Source organism: Vibrio sp. 10N.239.312.C11, from assembly GCF_041466065.1.
Classification (GTDB): domain Bacteria; phylum Pseudomonadota; class Gammaproteobacteria; order Enterobacterales; family Vibrionaceae; genus Vibrio; species Vibrio tasmaniensis_A.
In genome coordinates this window covers 88833-106723 of the sequence record NZ_JBFSRZ010000003.1, presented here as the reverse complement: position 1 = coordinate 106723, position 17891 = coordinate 88833, and the positions used below count along the sequence as shown (strand labels likewise).

The window sequence follows — 17891 nt, the reverse complement described above, 5'->3', positions numbered from 1 at the left end:
CGAGTTAAGTGTATTGTAGAGGTTAAAGGTATCAATTTAGCAAGTTCATCATCTGTTGCTCACTAGATGATGAACAGCAGCCTATGAACAGTAACGACCCAATGTCACTCGGTCATTACCACCGTAATCTTTTTCTGTAACCACATCCAAGTAGCCCAGTTGTTGCATTATCTCACGTACCGACAAGCCTTGGTCATAGCCGTGTTCAAATGCTAGCCAGCCTTCGTTTTCTAAAAAACCGCGTGCGTTTTCAGAGATGTATCGAATATCAGCTAAACCTTTCTCTTCAGCAACTAACGCGGTAATCGGTTCAAAACGCACGTCACCTTGAGATAAGTGAGGATCGTTCTTCTCAATGTAAGGTGGGTTAGAAACAATCAACGAGAACTTCACAGCTTCTTCTTCAGAGCTCGCAGAGTTCAAAGGCTCAAACCAACTGCCATGTAAAAAAGTGGCGTTAGTGATATTTAATCGCTGAGCGTTTTCTGTAGCAAGTTGCTGCGCTTCAGGGCGAAGATCAATGCCCGTCACTGGTCGATTCGGCATCTCAGACGCCAATGCTAACGCGATAGCACCTGTGCCCGTGCCTAAATCTAGAATCGCACCTTGTTTGCCGTAGGTTTTATCCAAAGCGACTTCAACCAAACGCTCGGTATCCGGGCGCGGGATTAAAGTAGAAGGAGAAACTTTTAACGGCAGCGACCAAAACTCACGTTCACCAACAATATAAGCCACAGGCTCACCGGTTAAGCGACGTTTTAGAAGAGTATGGAATTCGGATTCTTGTTCTGAAGTGAGATGCTTCTCAGGCCAAGTCAGTAGGTAAGATCTAGGTTTATCTAAAGCGTGACAAAGCAGTACCGCAGCATCAATCGAGGGCGATGTGTTATCGCCCTCTTGAAGCTGTACGATTGCTGACTTTAAAGCACTTTCAACCGTATATGCTGACTGCATAGTAATTAGTTGTGCTCAGCAAGTGCTGCTAGTTGATCGGCTTGGTGCTCTTGTAGAACAGGATCAAGCAGGCTTTGCATATCACCTTCCAGAACTTCGTTCAGGCGGTAGATAGTTAAGTTAATGCGGTGATCAGAAACACGGCCTTGAGGGTAGTTGTACGTACGAATACGGTCACTACGGTCACCAGAACCTAATAGGTTACGACGTGTATCTGAAATCGCGGCAGCACGACGCTCTTCTTCAGCTTGAACGATACGAGCCGCAAGAACAGCCATCGCTTTCGCTTTGTTTTTATGCTGAGAACGCTCGTCTTGACACTCTACAACTGTACCTGTTGGTAAGTGAGTAATACGGATTGCTGAATCCGTGGTGTTAACGTGCTGACCACCCGCGCCAGATGCACGGAAAGTATCAATCTTAAGATCGCCAGCTTTGATCTCTGGAAGATCCGCTTCTGGGATCTCAGGCATAACCGCAACGGTACATGCTGATGTATGAACACGACCTTGAGATTCCGTCTCAGGTACACGTTGTACACGGTGACCACCAGACTCAAACTTCATTGTGCCGTAAACAGCATCGCCACTGATTTTAGCGATCATCTCTTTAAAGCCGCCCTGCTCTGAAACATTGCTGCTCATCACTTCGACGCGCCAGCCTTTTTTCTCGGCAAACTTAGAGTACATACGGAAAAGGTTACCCGCAAAGATACCCGCTTCATCACCACCTGCGCCGGCACGAATCTCTAAGAAACAGTTACGCTCATCGTTTGGATCTTTTGGAATCAGAAGAATTTGCAGCTCATCAGTCAGACGTTCAATATTCGCTTTCGCATCTTTGATTTCTTCTTGAGCCATTTCACGCATTTCTGCGTCGTCTTCATTTGCCATCTCTTCAGCAGCTTCTAAATCTTCTTGAGCTTGCTGGTATGATTTAAAGCACCCCGTCACCTCTTCTAATTGAGAATACTCTTTTGACAAGGCGCGGAATTTGTCTTGATTCCCAAGTACATCGGGATCACCAAGTAGATGTTGAACTTCTTCATAGCGTTCAACAAGTGTTTCAAGCTTTATTAGAATCGAGGCTTTCATAATGTCTTATTCTGTTGGAGGTCGAATATTATTGAGGGTTTTCTAAGCCCAAACTCTGTCTAATGACCGTTAATTTTGCAGGTTCTCCTTGCTCTGCTGCACTTTGGAGTGCACGCGTTGGAGCATGGATCAATTTGTTTGTGAGCTTGTTACTTAGCTCAAGTAAAACTTTTTCAGGGTCACCGCCAGCGGCAAGTGATTGTAAACTCTTACTTAATAATTCTTCTCGGATTTCATTGGCCGATTTTCGATAGTCACGAATACTGTCTACCGCTTGCAGTGAGCGCATCCAACTCATGAAGGCCGCACTTTCTTCACTAACAATCGCTTCCGCTTGGATAGCTTCCACTTTACGTTGTTCAATGTTGCCATCAACAATCGACTGCAGATCATCAACGGAATATAGGTAAGCATCATTCAGATCGCCTACCTGAGACTCAACGTCTCGGGGAACAGCAATATCAACCAACAACATCGGTTGATGTTTTCTTGTCTTAAGTGCGGTCTCAACCATGCCCTTCCCAATAATAGGCAGTGGACTAGCGGTTGAGCTGATCACGATATCCGCTCGATGCAGGTGAACGGGGATTTCATTGAGGCTAATCACTTCAGCACCAAACTCTTCAGCTAGCCCTAAAGCACGCTCACGAGTTCGGTTGGCCACAATCATCTTGGTGCAACCATTCGCTGAAAGGTGTTTTGCCACCAATTCAATCGTCTCACCCGCACCTACCAGTAACACCGTTGATTCAGCAATCGACTCAAAGATGTGTTTGGCTAATGTGCAAGCTGCGTAAGCAACTGAAACCGCGCTTCCGCCAATTTCAGTTTCAGTTCGAACACGCTTAGCGACAGAAAATGATTTCTGAAACAGTTTTTCCATTGAAGCATCAACAGATTTGTTATCTCGAGAGTCTGTATAAGCTTGCTTCACCTGACCTAAAATCTGTGGTTCACCCAACACCAGAGAGTCCAAACCACAGGCAACGCGCATTAAGTGCTTAATCGCGGCTTGTTCTTCATGGATGTAGATACTCGGTTTTAATTCTTCAGGGCTAACTTGATGAAATACAGACAGCCAATCGATCAACTTGTTTTTTGCCACGCCTTTGACGTCACAATACACTTCAGTTCGATTACAGGTAGAAAGTATGACACTTCCATTTACGTGTGCATTTGCGTTAAGTTGCTTAAGTGCCTCAGATAATTTATCTGGACCAAAAGCGACTTTTTCTCGCAATTCAACCGACGCTGTATTGTGATTGATACCTACGGCAAGCAAAGACATGTATCAGAAGTTCTCGATCAGGGAATGGAAACAAGGGGCGAATTTTACTTGATGCATGGCTCTATTTAAAGAGCAAGCGGGATTTGTTTTCCTGAGTTCGTGAATTCAATGCTATAGTTGAGACGTTTTTTAGATAAATTTGAACAAGTTGTGAGCAAATATGAGCAAGCTTCGAAAAATCACGTCTCTTATTTTTTTGACCATCATTATGGTGGGTTGCTCGTCTATCCCAGAACAACCGACCAGCGTTGAGTGGCAAAGTCACCAAAACAGGCTTTTACAGATAGAAAACTATCAAGCTTCAGGCAAGCTCGCTTACATTTCTCCAGAGCAACGCCAAAGCCTAAACTTCATATGGAAGCACTCCCCAAATCAAAGCCAATTAAGACTGACCACTTTCCTTGGTCAAACCGCTTTGAACCTTACAATCGACAGTTTGGGTGCAAAAGTCGTGACTTACGATGATCAAGTATTCACCCATGCAAGTGCATCTGTATTGGTAGAGCAACTTACTGGATTGCAGATCCCCATTGATCACCTACCACAATGGTTCCTTGGCATTCCCGACCAAGCAGACAGCTACCAACTCAACAGCACTAACACGCTTGAATCTCTGTCTAAACAAGTCAGCAGTCAATTGTGGACCCTGAATTTTGCTAACTATCGCAATACAGAGATGCCGAGTACACTATTATCTGGTGAAGACAGCAAGAACTCTAGTGAAGACAACGCAAAGGTAGAGACAATTCCCCTCCCTACTCGATTGTCATTCAAGCAAGACGAGAACAAAATCAACATTGTAGTTTCGAAGTGGACACTGAAAAAATGATAACAACGCCAACGCACTGGCCTTCGCCAGCTAAGCTGAATTTATTTCTCTATATCACTGGCCGACGCGATAATGGCTATCACGAACTTCAGACCCTATTTCAGTTTGTCGACTTTGGCGATGAACTTACGGTTACCGCAAACCGAGAAACAAGCTCGATAACAATCACACCTGAAATTCCAGGCGTTGCGACAGAAGATAACCTGATTTGGAAAGCCGCAACTGCCCTTCAACAATATACATCGACAACTTTCGGTGCGGATATTCAGTTAAAGAAAGTGCTTCCTATGGGAGGTGGCATTGGCGGAGGCTCTTCAAATGCCGCAACCGTGTTGGTCGCGCTCAACCATTTATGGCAACTCAACCTGTCTGATGACCAGTTAGCTGAGATTGGCTTAAAGCTTGGTGCAGACGTTCCGGTCTTCGTTCGAGGCCACGCCGCCTTTGCTGAAGGTGTTGGTGAACAATTACAACCCGCTAATCCGGATGAGAAATGGTATCTCGTTGTTAAACCTCAAGTGAGCATAGCAACTGTAGACATATTCACACATTCAGAATTAACTCGAAATACGCCGAAGCGAGCACTATCAACGCTTCTAGAGCAAGAATACGTAAACGATTGCGAAAAAATTGTGCGAATGCTGTACCCAGAGGTTGATAAGCAACTTTCATGGCTGCTACAATACGCGCCGTCGAGATTGACTGGTACGGGTTCATGCGTTTTTGCTGAATTTAGCAGCAAAAAAGAAGCCGAATCAGTGCTAGAGCAACTGCCTGACACAGTTTCCGCGTTTGTCGCGAGAGGACGAAACATTTCGCCTTTAAAAGAAACTTTGGCTGAATACCAATCAGCCCACCCACAATCTATTTAAAACTGGACGCAACCCGAGGTTTCCACCGTGCCTGATATGAAGCTATTTGCTGGTAACGCAACACCTGAACTAGCCCAACGTATTGCTGATCGTCTATACATCTCTCTTGGAGATGCTACTGTAGACCGTTTTTCTGATGGCGAAGTCGCTGTACAAATCAATGAAAACGTTCGTGGTAGCGATGTATTCCTGATTCAATCAACTTGTGCACCAACCAATGACAACCTTATGGAATTGGTGGTAATGATTGACGCAATGCGCCGTGCTTCTGCTGGCCGTATTACTGCTGTAATCCCTTACTTCGGTTATGCCCGTCAAGATCGTCGTGTACGTTCTGCTCGTGTGCCTATTACTGCAAAAGTTGTTGCAGATTTCCTTTCTAACGTTGGTGTTGACCGCGTTTTGACTATCGACCTACACGCAGAGCAAATCCAAGGCTTCTTCGATGTACCTGTTGATAACATTTTCGGCACTCCAGTTCTTCTAGAAGACATGGCTAACCGTGGCCTAGAAAACCCAGTTGTGGTTTCTCCAGACCTTGGTGGTGTTGTACGTGCTCGTGCTACAGCTAAAGCGCTAGGTGATGTTGACATCGCTATCGTTGATAAGCGTCGTCCACGTGCTAACGTTTCTGAAGTAATGAACCTAATCGGTGATGTTGAAGGTCGTGACTGTGTTATCGTTGATGACATGATCGATACTGGTGGCACACTATGTAAAGCAGCTGAAGCGCTTAAAGAGCGCGGTGCTAAGCGTGTATTCGCTTACGCAACTCACGCTGTATTCTCTGGTACTGCTGCAGAAAACATCCGCAATTCAGTTCTAGACCAAGTTATTGTTACCGATTCAATCAAGCTTTCTCCGGAAATGGCCGCGACAGGTAAAGTAACTGAACTAAGCCTTTCTCGCATGCTTGCTGAAGCGATTCGTCGTATCAGCAACGAAGAGTCTATCTCTGCGATGTTCAACTAATCAAAGCTCTATAGCTTTGCTTTAGCAGAACAATCTGAAAAAGATATTAAGCACTTCATTCGATGAAGTGCTTTTTTTATATCTAATACCAATCACAGTAAGTAAGTGTTCAGAAATAGCGCAGGAAAAAAGCTTGAGAACAAGGCGTGATTTTTTTATAAGTAGTTATTCTACAATCAAAAATTATAACGCAGTTATCGAGCATTTTAACTAGCTAGGGTGACCAGTTATTTACTACGATTGGTATAACGACCACAAAGTGAATTTGACCACAGTTTGAATCATTGAGTTGCTATCAGCTAGCTCGCACCTTTTTCATAAACTGTGATATCATACGGCGCTTTTTGAAATCCCAAGAGAGATCCATACCTTGAGCCAACAAATAAAACTTCTCGTTGGACTGGCTAATCCAGGTCCAGAATATGCCAAAACTCGCCACAATGCGGGTGCTTGGGTAGTTGAAGAATTAGCACGTGTACACAACGTGACACTGAAGAACGAACCAAAGTTCTTTGGCCTAACGGGTCGTATCATGGTTCATGGTGAAGATCTTCGTTTGCTGATCCCAACGACTTTTATGAACTTGTCAGGCAAAGCTGTTGCTGCCTTAGCAAAGTTCTACCAAATTAAACCAGAAGAGATCATGGTCGCTCACGATGAGTTAGATCTTCCTCCAGGTATTGGAAAGTTTAAAAAAGGTGGTGGTCATGGTGGACATAATGGTCTGAAAGACATCATCAGCAAACAGGGTAACAATAAAGAATTCTATCGTCTTAGATTAGGCATTGGCCATCCAGGACACAAAGATAAAGTTGCAGGTTATGTATTAGGCAAAGCTCCTGCGAAAGAGCAAGAGTGTATCGAGGCTGTCATTGACGAATCGGTTCGTAGCCTAGACATCTTATTGAAAGATGGCCTACCAAAAGCACAAAATCGCTTACATACGTTCAAAGCAGAATAAGGTTTATATCATGGGTTTTAAATGTGGCATCGTTGGTCTACCAAACGTTGGTAAGTCAACTCTGTTTAACGCACTGACTAAAGCAGGCATCGAAGCAGCAAACTTTCCATTTTGTACGATCGAACCAAACACAGGTATCGTTCCGGTTCCAGATCTACGCTTAGATGCATTAGCAAAAATTGTTAATCCACAGAAGATCCTTCCAACGACAATGGAATTCGTAGATATCGCAGGCCTAGTTGCTGGCGCATCTAAAGGCGAAGGTCTAGGTAACAAGTTCCTAGCTAACATCCGCGAAACTGATGCTATCGGTCACGTTGTACGCTGCTTTGAAAACGAAAACATCGTTCACGTTTCAGGCAAAGTATCACCTATCGAAGATATCGAAGTGATCAACCTTGAGCTTGCTCTTGCCGATCTAGATAGCTGTGAACGTGCAATATTCCGCAATGCTAAAAAAGCAAAAGGCGGCGATAAAGACGCTAAATTCGAAACTACGGTTCTTGAAAAGCTACTACCTATCCTGACTGAAGGTGGTATGGCTCGTACTGTTGAACTTGCTAAAGAAGAAGTAGCGGCGATCGACTACCTTAACTTCCTAACGCTTAAGCCAACAATGTACATCGCAAACGTTGCTGAAGATGGTTTTGAAAACAACCCTTACCTAGACGCAGTTCGTGAGTACGCAGAAAAAGAGAACAACGTTGTTGTTGCTGTTTGTGCTGCAATCGAATCTGAGCTTTCTGAACTTGACGATGAAGATCGTGAAGAGTTCCTTGCTGACATGGGTATCGAAGAACCAGGCCTTAACCGAGTGATCCGCTCTGGTTACGAACTACTTACTCTTCAGACTTACTTCACTGCAGGTGTTAAAGAAGTTCGCGCTTGGACGATCCCTGTAGGTGCGACTGCGCCACAAGCTGCTGGCAAGATCCACACCGACTTCGAAAAAGGATTCATCCGTGCAGAAGTAGTTGGTTACGAACATTTCATCGAATTTGGCGGTGAAAGCGGAGCAAAAGATGCAGGTAAATGGCGTCTTGAAGGCAAAGAATACATCGTTAAAGACGGTGATGTTGTTCACTTCCGTTTCAACGTTTAATTACCGATAAACATCTAATAAAAGGCCAGTGAATTCACTGGCCTTTTTCGTTTTCGCTCTTTGCTAAAGAGCTTCTTATCCAAAACTTAACTTCCTATATATATCAGCATTTGAACCTATTTCTTGCTGACAAATACGCCTCTTTGACTAAAAAGAAACCGAACAGATGTTTATTCGTGATTTATTCAAAAAAAAAGTTGACGGGTTTCACTCAACTCCGCATAATGCGCCCCGTTCACAACGAAGCGGCAACGTCTCGAAATGAGCAACAATTTGGAAATGGCTACTTAGCTCAGTTGGTTAGAGCACATCACTCATAATGATGGGGTCGCAGGTTCGAATCCCGCAGTAGCCACCATTCTTTCTTTATGAAAGAAAAAGTACAAACAACGTTATATTGAATCACCAATATCAGTATAACTATAAAGATTTGCTGCGGTCGTGGCGGAATTGGTAGACGCACCAGATTTAGGTTCTGGCGCCGAGAGGTGTGAGAGTTCAAGTCTCTCCGACCGCACCATTATTTAATAGAACCCAGCTTTTTAGCTGGGTTTTGTTTTATCTGGAATATGTAAATCTGCAAGCCAAGTCACCAAGTATTCTCTCCTATAACCTCACTTTTACTACAATTTTATTAGACAATGTCTGCTCCATTTTCTAACTGAGTATGACTGCCTATGAAAACCCTCCCTTTAACGATCGGTTGCTACACAGATTCTCCAAGTAATAGCCAAGGTGTATATCAAACTCTGTTAGATCTAGAAACGGGAACGCTGTTGCCTTTAGAGCTTATAGCGGCCTGCACTAACCCCTCGTTTATTACCACGACAAAGTTGGGGGTCTACACAGCTTCTGAAGTTGACCAAAAGATGCAACCACAACTGATTCATATACCGAATTCTGATTCAACAATAGCGTCAAATACAGGGCCAATCTCAGGAGATCACCCTTGTCATATCACGATAGATCCCCACAATAAGTTTGCTATTACATCGCAATATTCATCAGGGACATTCGATATCTTTAGTTTAAGTATCAATGGCAATATCGATAAACGGCTCAAAATACTCAAAATGGTTGGTTCTGGACCTAATGCAGAAAGACAAACGGGCCCACATGCACATCAAAGCCTTTTCCTAAAGAACTCTCCGCAGTTTGTGACCGTCGATCTCGGAACCGATCGAATCAACTTCTATTGCTTTGACGAAGAGCAAGAAGAGTTCCTTGATGAACCAATGCAATCTATCAAAGTGCGTGCAGGGAATGGACCTCGTCATCTAACCTTTAACCAAGCTGAAGATAGAGCTTATGTGGTATGTGAGCTCTCTGAAACGATATTGATTTTGGAAAAGTCTTTAGGAGTGTGGAATATTGTGGAAGAAGTTGATGTACTTCCTAATATGGAAAAAGGAGAAGCGGCGGCTGCAATTAAGCTATCGCCAGATGAGCAATTCCTTTATGTGTCTTGCCGACATCAATCCAGAATCAGTTGTTTTAGAATAGACTCCGTCACTCAAAAGCTCATTTTTATGGATAGTTACGATGTTGAAGGTAAGTTCCCTCGCGACTTTCATATCACTAATGACGGGCAATGGCTTATCGCCGCAAACCAGCACTCCAACAACCTCACATCATTCAAACGAGATATTGAAGATGGCTCCCTCACCTATACTGGATGCTCTTTAGCCATCGATGCACCTGTGTGTGTAACGCAATAGTATTAAGATACTAAGCACTAAGCACTAAGCACTAAGCACTAAGCACTATCACGAAATCAAAAAAGGAGAGCCTCAGCTCTCCTTCTTTTTATAACTCAATAATTTGGACTAACCAATCACAACCCTAAAGCGTATTTAAGTACCTGTGATTTAATCGGCCCTGAGTTTTCTGCTAGCTTTAGTGCAGCATTACGCACAAACTTAAGTGGGCCAATGTCATTGCTAAACGTTTTGTAGAAAAAGTCCATGCCACTTTGCATCATTAGATTGTCACCTCTTCTGATCACTTCATAGCGTCTCGCCACAGATTGATTCAATTCACCTTTCCCTTGGGTGATATCCAATAGTGCTGCCACATCTTTAAAACCCAAGTTAACACCCTGCCCTGCTAGAGGGTTAATCGTATGTGCAGAGTCCCCGACTAAAATACAGTTATTCTTTGAGTATGATTGAGCATGACGTCGTGTCAGAGGAAAAGAACCCGAGTTCAAAACTTTGATATCACCTAACTCTTTAGGAAAGTGAGTAAGTACTTCATTACGTAGTTTTTCAGGGGGCATTGCTGACAGTTGCTTAATACGCAGTGGAGAATCATACCAAACTAACGAGCCCTGCCCGACTTCTTGATCGTCAGAGATTAGAGAACACAAAGGCAAAAATGAACGAGGACCACTTGGTAAAAATTGCTGCCAAGTAATATCTTGCTGAGGCTGTTCTGTTTCTACGTTGATAAGCATGCAGTGCTGTCGGTAATCCCAAGCCGTAATACCAATCCCTGCTTGCTGACGGACGGCTGAATTTGCGCCATCAGCGCCAACCACCCACTTCGCTGACAACTGAGTACCCGACTGAAGCTTGACTATATTGGTTTCACCAAACTCAATCTCATCGAGCTTTTCTGGACATAACAGTTCGAGATTGTTGTAGGCATCAAACTGAGCCCATAAACCCAATTGGATTAATCGATTCTCAACGATGTAACCTAAACGAGGTAAATCAAGAGATGCAGCATCAAACCGAGTACGACACTCTGGGTGTTCCCAAGTTTCCAATCGCTTGTAAGAACAGACGCGCATCGCTGCAATACTTTGCCATGCACCAAGATCTTCAAGCAAATCGACCGATGCTTGAGAAATCGCTGACACACGAATGTCCATCGCTTGCGACTCATCAAAAGCTTGTGGGGCAAAACCTTCGATCACCGCAACACTCAGACCTTGCTTTGCAAAACCGATTGCTGTTGCTGCACCAACCATGCCACCACCGACTACTACAATATCGTAACTGTTCATATTTTGTACTTATCAGTTTGATTCTTTGACTGTTTTTGATTGTACTTTTTCATAACTAACTTGTAACCAAAAACCTTATTCGAAAAAAGGGTTATCCCTTATGGCATATGGCATATGGCGTTAACGATAATAAAAACCACTACATAAGAGATTTGTTCAGACTACTAGTCAGTCGGTTTTGAAACCAGTACAATACGCCGCTTGCCGCTAGAGCCTGTCATAAAATTGAATACCGAATTATGACGAACGGAGCTAGCGGATGAATAATGGGCGATTTGCTCCCTTAAATTAAACTAACGATCGAGCGAACATATAATGAGTAAGAAACTGCTAATTAAAACTTGGGGCTGTCAGATGAATGAATATGATTCATCAAAAATGGCCGACCTGCTTAACGCTGCAAATGGCTATGAGCTAACTGAAGTACCTGAGGAAGCAGACGTACTACTATTGAATACTTGTTCTATCCGCGAAAAAGCGCAAGAAAAAGTATTCCACCAGCTTGGTCGTTGGAAAACGCTTAAAGATAAAAAAGAAGGTGTGGTGATCGGTGTGGGTGGCTGTGTAGCGACTCAAGAAGGTGATCACATTCGTCAACGTGCACCTTACGTAGACGTTATCTTTGGCCCACAAACATTACACCGTTTACCAGAGATGATTAAGTCATCACTGTCTAACGAAAAGCCAGTAATGGACATCTCTTTCCCAGAGATCGAAAAGTTCGATAACCTGCCAGAGCCAAAAGCAGACGGCGCAACAGCCTACGTTTCCATCATGGAAGGTTGTTCTAAGTACTGTACTTACTGCGTTGTTCCATATACTCGTGGTGAAGAAGTTAGTCGTCCAATGGATGATGTGCTATTCGAAGTTGCACAACTTGCAGAGCAAGGCGTACGTGAAGTAAACCTGCTAGGCCAAAACGTAAACGCATACCGCGGCCCTACTCACGAAGGTGACATCTGCACATTTGCAGAGCTCCTTCGCCTAGTTGCGTCTATCGACGGTATCGACCGTATTCGTTTCACAACAAGCCACCCACTTGAGTTTGGTGACGACATCATTGAAGTTTACAAAGATACCCCTGAACTAGTGAGCTTCCTTCACCTACCAGTACAAAGTGGTAGTGACCGTATTCTTACGATGATGAAGCGTCCACATACGGCTATCGAGTATAAATCTATTATCCGTAAACTGCGTAAAGCTCGTCCTGACATTCAAATCAGCTCTGACTTTATTGTTGGTTTCCCTGGTGAGTCTAAGCAAGACTTCCAAGATACAATGAAGCTAATTAAAGAAGTTGATTTCGATATGAGCTTCAGCTTTGTTTTCTCTCCACGTCCAGGTACGCCAGCGGCAGATTACCCATGTGATGTACCTGCACAAGAGAAAAAAGATCGTCTGTACGAACTGCAACAAACAGTAAACACACAAGCTATGCGTTTCTCTCGTCTAATGCTAGGCACAGAGCAGCGTATTCTTGTTGAAGGCCCTTCAAGAAAGAACCTAATGGAGCTTCGTGGCCGTACTGAAAACAGCCGTGTTGTTAACTTCGAAGGTTCAGCTGACCTAATCGGTCAGTTTGTAGATGTGAAGATCACTGAGGTTTACACTAACTCACTACGTGGTGAGCTAGTTCGCACAGAAAAAGACATGGGTCTACGCGTTGTAATGACTCCAGCAGAAATGATGGAAAAAACAAAACGTGAAGACGAGCTAGGTGTAGCGACATTTACGCCATAGGCAATACAACTGTTTGAGCACAAAGCGCAAACACAAAGCTTGAAATTACCTAACTAAGTGACCATCTTAGAAATAGGGATATCACCATCAAAAGCCCGGTCTAAATCGGGCTTTTTGCTCTTTTTTATATTTAAGAGTGAGTGGCACAAAATGAGAGGCTAATTTGAGCAATAAAATCGTTACCTTAGAGATAAATCTAGAGCCAGCAGACAACAAGCGCTTGGCAAGTTTATGCGGACCATTTGACGACAACATCAAGCATCTTGAGCGTCGTCTGGGCGTTGAGATTAATTACCGTAGCAACTTTTTCACGATTGTCGGTAAGCCTCACACTACAGCCGCCGCTTTAGACATCATCAAACACCTCTATGTTGAAACGGCTCCAGTTAAAGGCAACATAATCGATATCGAACCAGAGCAAGTGCATCTGGCGGTCACTGAGTCTGGTATTTTGGAGCAACACGTCGAGTCTGAAATCGACTACGGCAAAGAAGTGACCATTAAGACTAAAAAAGGCGTCATCAAACCTCGCACGCCAAACCAAGCACAATACCTAATGAACATGGTCACTCATGACATCACTTTTGGTATTGGACCAGCAGGTACAGGTAAAACCTACTTGGCAGTCGCAGCAGCGGTAGATGCTCTTGAACGCCAAGAGGTTCGCCGAATCCTACTGACTCGTCCTGCTGTTGAAGCCGGTGAGAAGCTTGGTTTCCTACCGGGTGATTTAAGCCAGAAAGTAGACCCATATTTGCGTCCACTTTACGATGCGCTGTTTGAGATGCTTGGCTTTGAGCGAGTTGAGAAGCTGATTGAACGTAACGTAATTGAAGTTGCGCCACTGGCTTACATGCGTGGTCGTACATTGAATGATGCGTTTATCATTCTTGATGAGAGCCAAAACACCACGGTAGAACAGATGAAGATGTTCTTAACCCGTATCGGTTTTAACTCACGCGCTGTGATCACTGGTGATATTACGCAAATCGATTTACCTCGTGGTGCAAAATCAGGCTTACGCCATGCGACTGAAGTGCTCAATGAAGTCGACGACATTAGCTTCAACTTCTTTATGTCTGAAGACGTCGTTCGTCACCCTGTGGTAGCCCGTATCGTCAACGCGTACGAGAAGTGGGAAGCAAAAGACCAGAAAGAGCGCAAAGAGTTTGAAAAGCGTAAACGTGAAGAGCGCGAAGCCAAACTTCTTGAGGCTCAGCAGGCAGTTACGACACAATTAGCAACACAAAATAGTTCTGTAATTGCAGAACAAGGTGATAAATAGATGTCTATTGAACTAGACCTACAATTAGCGGTCGAAAATGAGCAAGGTCTTCCAACTGAGCTAGATATTCAGCTTTGGTTGGACAAGACCATTCCTCAGTTTCAAGAGAATGCTGAGTTGACGGTTCGTATCGTTGATACGCAAGAAAGCCACCAGCTCAATCATGAATATCGTGGCAAAGACAAGCCAACTAACGTGTTGTCTTTTCCATTCGAGGCTCCTCCAGGGATCGAGTTAGATCTACTGGGCGACCTCATTATCTGCCGCCAAGTTGTCGAAAAAGAAGCAGAAGAACAAAGTAAGCCTCTGCTAGCACACTGGGCTCATATGGTTGTACATGGCAGTCTGCATCTGCTAGGTTATGATCATATCGAAGATGATGAAGCTGAAGAGATGGAGTCACTCGAGACAGAAATCATGCAATCTATGGGGTTTGAAGACCCTTACATTCTAGAAAAGTAAATTGATTCTAGTAAAGTAGATTGCAGAGAAACAATAACTCATCGAACCTGTGATTTTCGCAGAAATCTGAGTTGTAACGTGTGCTATCACACTTCTGATAGCGTTATTTTTTGAGAAATCATGAACGAAGGTAACCCCCCCACTTCTGAGGGAAGTAAAAAATCTGAAGGTCCGAGTAGAAAGTCCTTCTTTGAACGCCTAGGCCAACTATTTCAAGGTGAAGTAAAAGATCGCCAAGAGCTCGTAGATGTAATCCGCGACTCAGAAATTAATGACCTAATTGACCACGACACACGCGACATGCTCGAGGGTGTTATGGAAATTTCAGAGATGCGAGTACGCGATATCATGCTGCCTCGCTCTCAAATGGTTACAGTTGAACGCACCGATGATCTAGATACATTGATTGCGCTCATTACTGATGCTCAACACTCTCGCTACCCAGTGATCAGTGAAGATAAAGACCATGTTGAAGGCATTCTATTAGCGAAGGACCTACTTAAGTATTTGGGTTCAGAAAGTGCCCCATTTGATATCGAACAAGTGATTCGCCCTGTCGTGGTTGTTCCTGAAAGTAAGCGAGTTGATCGCCTGCTTAAGGAGTTCCAAGAAGAGCGTTACCACATGTCTATCGTTGTCGATGAGTTTGGCGGAGTTTCTGGCCTGGTAACCATTGAAGATATCCTCGAAGAAATCGTTGGTGAAATTGAAGACGAGTTCGACGATGAAGAAGAGCTAGATATTCGTAAGCTGAGTAAGCATACCTTCTCTGTAAAAGCTTTAACCACTATTGAAGAGTTCAACGATACGTTTAACACTGCCTTTAGTGACGATGAAGTGGATACGGTAGGCGGCATGGTTATGACAGCACTCGGTCACCTGCCGGTTCGTGGCGAAATTGTAGAAATCGAAAACTACCATTTCAAAATAACATCAGCAGATAACCGTCGTGTGATTCAGCTACAGGTAACCATTCCTGACGAACAGCCTCTTCCGACTATCGAAGAATAACAACTTCTCTCTAAAGAGATGACAGAAATTAGATGACTAAGACATTTATTCATCGCCTATTACGGCCGCTTGCGGCCGTTTTTGTTGGCGCTATAACCACCCTTTCATTCGCTCCATACTCTATATGGCCTCTTGCTATTCTCAGCCCAGCTTTGTTGCTGTTACTGATCCACAACCGCTCTCCTAAGAGTGCGCTTTGGATTGGCTACGCATGGGGTTTAGGTCAATTCACGACAGGTATCAGCTGGGTATACGTCAGCATTGATGGTTTTGGCGGCATGCCACTGGCTGCCAACCTATTTTTGATGGCATTGCTTGTTGGCTACCTAGCCGTTTATTCGGGTCTATTTACCTGGAGCTTGAACAAGTTCTTCCCTGCTAATAACCTAAGCCGCTTTTTCCTTGCAGCTCCTGCATTGTGGTTAATCAGTGATTGGCTACGTGGCTGGGTAATGACGGGCTTCCCTTGGCTTTGGTTAGGCTACAGCCAAATCGATTCGCCACTAGGTTCATTTGCACCGATTGGCGGCGTCGAGTTAGTAACTCTAGCGATCATTGTTTCAGCCTCTGCATTCGCTTATGCGATTGTTAACAGGGCCTGGAGTATCGCTATCATTCCTGCCGTCGTATTTAGCACCGGTTTTGGTATTCGCAACATCGATTGGGTCACGCCGAACCCGGAAAAAACTACGTCAGTCGTCTTAATACAAGGCAACGTCGATCAAGACAGCAAATGGCTGCCGAGTCATCGCTGGCCAACCATGATGAAGTACACCGACCTAAGCAGAGAAAACTGGGATGCCGATATCATCATCTGGCCTGAAGCGGCTATTCCAGCATTCGAAGTTGAGATTCCATCTTTCCTACGCAACATAGACAGTGCAGCCAAGATGAACAACAGCTCGATCATCACTGGCGTGCTGAATCAATCTGAAGATAAGAAGTACTACAACAGTGTTCTTTCACTTGGTGTGAATCCATATGGTGAGTACAGCTACGATCCAGACGAGCGCTATCATAAACACCATTTGTTACCGTTTGGTGAGTTTGTTCCGTTTGAAGATATCTTGCGCCCATTAGCACCGTTCTTTAACTTGCCAATGTCATCATTTAGCCGTGGCGACTTTGTTCAACCAAACATCGTAGCAAATGGTCGTCATCTAGCGCCTGCGTTGTGTTATGAGATCATATTTAATGATCAAGTTAGACAAAACGTAACAGATGAAACTGACTTTATTCTAACGATCTCTAACGATGCGTGGTTTGGTCGTTCGATTGGGCCATTGCAACATATGGAAATTGCACAGATGCGTGCTCTAGAGCTTGGTAAGCCGCTTATTCGCTCTACCAACAATGGTGTGACGGCTGTTACCGATTATAAAGGCAACATCATCAAACAAGTGCCTCAGTTTGAAACGGCCGTATTAAAAGCTGAACTCATTTCAACGGATGGTCAAACGCCTTATCACACAGTTGGTACTTGGCCACTGTACATCTGGGCGTTGCTCAGTTTGGTGATGGGTTGGGTAATTAGAAAGCCAAAGAGCTAGATTCGAAGAAAAATGATTAGAGGGTTGACTGATTGAGTCAACCCTTTTTTATTGCCGCAGTTTGAAGTTAATTACATGTTTACGGTTTAAGGGCTTTACGACTAAACCCTTTAGAACCACATTTAATGCATGGAATGATATTGGTTGGGTGGTTATATTCGGTTTGATGACCACACTCGTCACATACCAAAGTACCTAACCCAATGACTTCACCCGCTTGATATAGGCCCTGATGCTCTAAATCTTGGAACAGTTCAACCCATTCCACCTTAGTTCGATCAGTGATGTCCAACAGCCCTTGCCAAATAGAGTCTGCAATCATCAAATAAAACGGACCACTTTTGCTCTCTTCATAGCTTTCGGAAAACTCTTTTAAATCCGATTTTACGTAAGCGGAAATCAACGACAGCTCGTCTTTGGTCATGTCATTGGCTGCTTTCGCAAACTTACCTGACGTTTCGATTTTGTTGTTGAGCTCTTCAGGACTATGCTTCAGCGTTTCGATGACCTCTTCAACCACTTCTTCATAGAGTGCTTTTTTCTTCGGCATAACAACCTCCTTAAGATAACCAACTTTTACGCGGGCAAACGGGTGCGTCACAATGCACTCCCGCTCACAAACAAATGCAATTCATACTCTTAAGTATAGTTGCCCTGCGAAATTCAGTGAAAATTACGCCATCTACTAGGCAGCAACTGCAAGTATGAAGGGTATAACTATTGTTGTACTAGGCTCCTTTAGGTATTCTATGACGATCTGT

Annotated in this window: 16 protein-coding genes and 2 tRNA genes; 13 read left to right on the top strand and 5 right to left on the bottom strand. The window is 44.0% G+C overall.

Annotated elements, in window-relative coordinates; genetic code table 11:
• Positions 1 to 81: 81 nt before the first annotated feature.
• The 3 genes from prmC to hemA are packed head-to-tail and all read right to left on the bottom strand — an operon-like array spanning position 82 to position 3336.
• Positions 82 to 954 carry a peptide chain release factor N(5)-glutamine methyltransferase gene (gene prmC / locus AB6D07_RS02520; protein WP_017103966.1) on the bottom strand — a complete coding sequence of 291 codons (873 nt, stop codon included), beginning with the start codon at positions 952 to 954 and terminating at the stop codon, positions 82 to 84.
• 5 nt (positions 955 to 959) lie between these two features.
• The gene (gene prfA / locus AB6D07_RS02515) at positions 960 to 2048 is read right to left on the bottom strand and encodes a peptide chain release factor 1 (RefSeq protein WP_009848728.1); all 1089 of its coding nucleotides are present in this window, start codon (positions 2046 to 2048) and stop codon (positions 960 to 962) included.
• Between the two features lie 28 nt (positions 2049 to 2076).
• On the bottom strand, positions 2077 to 3336 hold the full coding sequence (gene hemA, locus AB6D07_RS02510) for a glutamyl-tRNA reductase (RefSeq protein WP_017103965.1): 1260 nt from the start codon (positions 3334 to 3336) through the stop codon (positions 2077 to 2079).
• 160 nt (positions 3337 to 3496) lie between these two features.
• Here hemA and lolB point away from each other — a divergent pair, with 160 nt between their 5' ends.
• From lolB to AB6D07_RS02470, 8 genes are all read left to right on the top strand, one after another.
• On the top strand, positions 3497 to 4165 hold the full coding sequence (lolB, locus tag AB6D07_RS02505; RefSeq protein WP_017103964.1) for a lipoprotein insertase outer membrane protein LolB: 669 nt from the start codon (positions 3497 to 3499) through the stop codon (positions 4163 to 4165).
• The gene (gene ispE / locus AB6D07_RS02500) at positions 4162 to 5037 is read left to right on the top strand and encodes a 4-(cytidine 5'-diphospho)-2-C-methyl-D-erythritol kinase (protein WP_032500305.1); all 876 of its coding nucleotides are present in this window, start codon (positions 4162 to 4164) and stop codon (positions 5035 to 5037) included. Before lolB ends, ispE begins: the two co-directional genes overlap by 4 nt.
• 27 nt (positions 5038 to 5064) lie before the next feature.
• Positions 5065 to 6009, top strand: a complete 945-nt coding sequence (locus AB6D07_RS02495) for a ribose-phosphate pyrophosphokinase (RefSeq protein WP_012603389.1) — start codon at positions 5065 to 5067, stop codon at positions 6007 to 6009.
• Positions 6010 to 6379: 370 nt separating this feature from the next.
• Positions 6380 to 6970: an aminoacyl-tRNA hydrolase gene (gene pth / locus AB6D07_RS02490; RefSeq protein WP_017103962.1), complete on the top strand. Its 591-nt coding sequence runs from the start codon at positions 6380 to 6382 to the stop codon at positions 6968 to 6970.
• A gap of 10 nt (positions 6971 to 6980) precedes the next feature.
• Positions 6981 to 8072, top strand: a complete 1092-nt coding sequence (gene ychF, locus AB6D07_RS02485) for a redox-regulated ATPase YchF (protein ID WP_029223110.1) — start codon at positions 6981 to 6983, stop codon at positions 8070 to 8072.
• Between the two features lie 281 nt (positions 8073 to 8353).
• Positions 8354 to 8430 (top strand) — tRNA-Met (locus AB6D07_RS02480).
• Between the two features lie 77 nt (positions 8431 to 8507).
• A tRNA-Leu gene (locus AB6D07_RS02475) sits at positions 8508 to 8592 on the top strand.
• A gap of 157 nt (positions 8593 to 8749) precedes the next feature.
• Positions 8750 to 9790, top strand: a complete 1041-nt coding sequence (locus AB6D07_RS02470; RefSeq protein ID WP_017096203.1) for a lactonase family protein — start codon at positions 8750 to 8752, stop codon at positions 9788 to 9790.
• A gap of 116 nt (positions 9791 to 9906) precedes the next feature.
• On the opposite strand, the gene AB6D07_RS02465 is transcribed toward AB6D07_RS02470, so the two are convergent.
• Positions 9907 to 11082, bottom strand: coding sequence for a 2-octaprenyl-3-methyl-6-methoxy-1,4-benzoquinol hydroxylase (locus AB6D07_RS02465; protein WP_017096204.1), 1176 nt, complete (start codon positions 11080 to 11082; stop codon positions 9907 to 9909).
• A gap of 315 nt (positions 11083 to 11397) precedes the next feature.
• Here AB6D07_RS02465 and miaB point away from each other — a divergent pair, with 315 nt between their 5' ends.
• The 5 genes from miaB (at position 11398) to lnt (ending at position 17130) form a co-directional block, all read left to right on the top strand.
• Positions 11398 to 12822, top strand: coding sequence for a tRNA (N6-isopentenyl adenosine(37)-C2)-methylthiotransferase MiaB (miaB, locus tag AB6D07_RS02460; protein WP_017103961.1), 1425 nt, complete (start codon positions 11398 to 11400; stop codon positions 12820 to 12822).
• A 163-nt stretch (positions 12823 to 12985) separates the two neighbouring features.
• Positions 12986 to 14107 carry a PhoH family protein gene (locus AB6D07_RS02455; protein WP_017103960.1) on the top strand — a complete coding sequence of 374 codons (1122 nt, stop codon included), beginning with the start codon at positions 12986 to 12988 and terminating at the stop codon, positions 14105 to 14107.
• Entirely contained in the window at positions 14108 to 14569 is a 462-nt protein-coding gene (gene ybeY, locus AB6D07_RS02450) for an rRNA maturation RNase YbeY (protein WP_017096206.1), read from the top strand.
• A gap of 120 nt (positions 14570 to 14689) precedes the next feature.
• Entirely contained in the window at positions 14690 to 15580 is an 891-nt protein-coding gene (gene corC / locus AB6D07_RS02445; RefSeq protein WP_012603382.1) for a CNNM family magnesium/cobalt transport protein CorC, read from the top strand.
• A gap of 32 nt (positions 15581 to 15612) precedes the next feature.
• Complete coding sequence (lnt, locus tag AB6D07_RS02440) at positions 15613 to 17130, top strand: apolipoprotein N-acyltransferase (RefSeq protein WP_017103959.1); 1518 nt, start codon at positions 15613 to 15615, stop codon at positions 17128 to 17130.
• Positions 17131 to 17209: 79 nt separating this feature from the next.
• Here lnt and AB6D07_RS02435 read toward each other — a convergent pair whose 3' ends face one another.
• Entirely contained in the window at positions 17210 to 17680 is a 471-nt protein-coding gene (locus tag AB6D07_RS02435; RefSeq protein ID WP_017062329.1) for a zinc ribbon-containing protein, read from the bottom strand.
• Positions 17681 to 17891 lie beyond the last annotated feature (211 nt).